At 65.0% G+C, this 1,216-nt stretch carries 2 protein-coding genes; both read left to right on the top strand.

All coding sequences use genetic code 11. The annotated features are described in order from the left end of the window. Window positions 1-314 (top strand): MOSC domain-containing protein (locus AB4Y86_RS19195; protein WP_441403713.1); only part of this gene is annotated, 314 nt, incomplete at its 5' end. 390 nt (window positions 315-704) lie between these two features. Continuing rightward, a partial coding sequence (locus tag AB4Y86_RS19190; RefSeq protein WP_441403712.1) for a DEAD/DEAH box helicase occupies window positions 705-1,216 on the top strand: 512 nt, incomplete at its 3' end.

Genomic DNA, 1,216 nt, shown 5'->3' with positions numbered 1-1,216 from the left:
AAGTGACCTCGCCCCGTATCCCCTGTGCGACGTTCCAGCGCCGGATGCAGGAGTCCCAATGGGTCAAGCGGTTCGGGGACGCGGGCCGCGTGGGGGCATATCTGCGGGTGGTGCGGCTCGGCAGCATTGCGGCGGGGGACCACATCCACCGGATCTACATTCCGGCGCACGGGGTGAGCGTGGGCAAGTGGTTCAGCGACCCCGCGATGGAAGACCTGGAAGCCCTGCGGGACGCCGACGCCGACGGTGCGATCCGGCTGCAGCCCGAGTACCGAGAAGAGTTCGAGAAGCTGCAGCGCCGCCTCGGGGTGTAGCGCGGCCGGCGCCTCTGTGCGCAAGCTCACCGCCGCCGTCGGGCTTTCCGTTACCACCTGCGGGGCCGCATGCCTTACACTTGAAATATCCCCCACTCCGGAAATCCCTTATTCCTGCCCAATTTTTGAGGCAGGACTGGCAAGTGTTGGGGCCCGCAAATGTGATGCGGGCATTTTCATAGGGAGAGCCGGCTAAAGAAAACGCTGTACAGACTGCTGGGATAGCAGCCAAGAGATGCAGYGGGAAGTCCTGCCACGGGATTGCGAAAGCGCCGGACTTCTATGTGACCGGCCGGTCAATGTATGCCCGGCACCTAGTGTCACGCGTACTGCGGCTCCGCTCACCTCGGGTTGTGCCGCCTGGCCCCTATGGATGAGGAAGATTCCCCTATGCCCGAAAATCAGGACAACTCCGTCGACACCGAGAACACTCAGGCCGACGTCGAGACTACCGAAACGGTTGTTGCCGCAGCCGAAAAGACCGCTGAGACCAGCGGTGACAAGCCTGCCGAGTCCAGCGCTGACAAGCCCGCTGAGTCCAGCGGCGAGAAGCCCGCTGAGTCCAGCGACGACGACGACGCCCTCCGCTTCGTCGACCTCGGCATTGACGCCCGTGTCCTTGCCGCCCTGCAGGACGTCGGCTACGAGAAGCCGTCCCCGATCCAGGCGGCAACCATCCCGCTGCTCCTCGAGGGCCGCGACGTCGTAGGCCTGGCCCAGACCGGCACCGGTAAGACTGCAGCATTCGCAGTACCGGCGCTGTCCCGGCTGGCCGAACTCCACGACCTGAACGGCCCCTCCCGCAAGACGCAGGCCCTGGTCCTGGCTCCGACCCGCGAACTCGCCCTCCAGGTCGCGGAGGCCTTCACCTCCTACGCCAAGCACATCGACGACTTCACGGT

It is taken from the genome of Arthrobacter sp. 2YAF22_2, assembly GCF_052114645.1.
Classification (GTDB): Bacteria; Actinomycetota; Actinomycetes; order Actinomycetales; family Micrococcaceae; genus Arthrobacter.
This window is presented reverse-complemented; position numbering and strand designations above follow the sequence as displayed.